The sequence below is a fragment of the Nonomuraea spiralis genome (assembly GCF_014648435.1).
GTDB classification, from domain to species: domain Bacteria; phylum Actinomycetota; class Actinomycetes; order Streptosporangiales; family Streptosporangiaceae; genus Nonomuraea; species Nonomuraea spiralis.
Genome location: NZ_BMRC01000082.1, coordinates 1 through 1,286, shown reverse-complemented (window position 1 = coordinate 1,286; position 1,286 = coordinate 1). Strand labels below are relative to the sequence as shown.

Below are 1,286 nucleotides of genomic sequence, written 5' to 3'. Positions count from 1 at the left end.
GCCAAGGCCAGACTCTCCCGCGTCGATGACAGCACCGCGCCGCGCCTGGTCGTGCTGGCCCGCACCGGCACGCCGAGGCTGGCCTGGGAGGTCAAGGTCTCCGGCCTGGCCGCCGGCAAACCCAGCGTGCAGAACGTCTACGTCGACGCCCGCACCGGCGCCATCGCCGACGCCGTCGACCTGGTCCGCGAAGGCAGCGGCAACGGCTACTACTACGGACAGGTCACCATCAACACGAGCGGCTCGGGCAGCTCGTACTCGATGACCGACACCACCCGGCCGGGTATCGCCTGCGGCGGGCAGGGCGGCAGCGCCTACACCGGCACCGACGACGCGTGGGGCAACGGCTCGGGCACCAACCTGGAGACCGCCTGCGTGGACGCCCTCTACAGCGTCCAGCGCGAATGGGACATGCTGCGCGACTGGCTGGGCCGCAGCGGCATCGACGGCAGCGGCAGAGGCTTCCCCGCCCGCGTCGGCCTGGCCGACGTCAACGCCTACTGGAACGGCAGCTACACCAACTTCGGCCACAACCAGGCCAACACCCAGCAGGCCACCCCGATCGACGTCGTGGCCCACGAGTTCGGCCACGCCGTCTTCCAGACCACCCCCGGCGGCGCCGGCTCCGGCAACGAGAACGGCGGCATCAACGAGGGCACCGGCGACATCTTCGGCGCCCTGACCGAAGCGTATGCCAACAACCCCAACGACCCGCCGGACTACCTGGTCGGCGAAGAGGTCGACCTGGTCGGCCAGGGCCCGATCCGCAACATGTACAACCCGGGCGCGCTCGGCGACCCCAACTGCTACTCCTCCGCCATCCCCAACACCGAGGTGCACTCGGCGGCCGGCCCCCTCAACCACTGGTTCTACCTGCTGGCCGAGGGCAACAACCCCGGCGGCGGCAAGCCCTCCAGCCCGATCTGCTCCGGCGGTCCCTCCTCGGTGACCGGCGTCAGCGTCCAAAAGGCCGGCAAGATCTACATGGGCGCGCTGAGCCGTAAGACGTCCTCCTGGCGCTACACCAACATCCGCGCCGCCTCGGTGGCCGCGGCCATCGAGCTGTACGGCGCCAACAGCGCCGAGTGCAACAGCACCAAGGCGGCCTGGAGCGCGGTCAGCGTCACCGCGGCCTCCGGCGAACCGGCCTGCGGCACCGCCGGCCCCGACTTCTCGCTGACACTCAGCTCCTCCTCCGGCAGCGCCCAGCCGGGCGGCACCGCCTCCACCACGGTCAACACCCAGACCACCTCGGGCAGCGCCCAGACCGTCAACCTGACCGCCAC

Annotated in this window: 1 protein-coding gene; it reads left to right on the top strand. The window is 70.9% G+C overall.

All coding sequences use genetic code 11. The features are described 5' to 3' along the window. Positions 1 to 1,286, top strand: a 1,286-nt coding sequence (locus tag IEZ27_RS53390; protein WP_189654313.1) for a M4 family metallopeptidase, incomplete at both ends; no start/stop codon positions are given.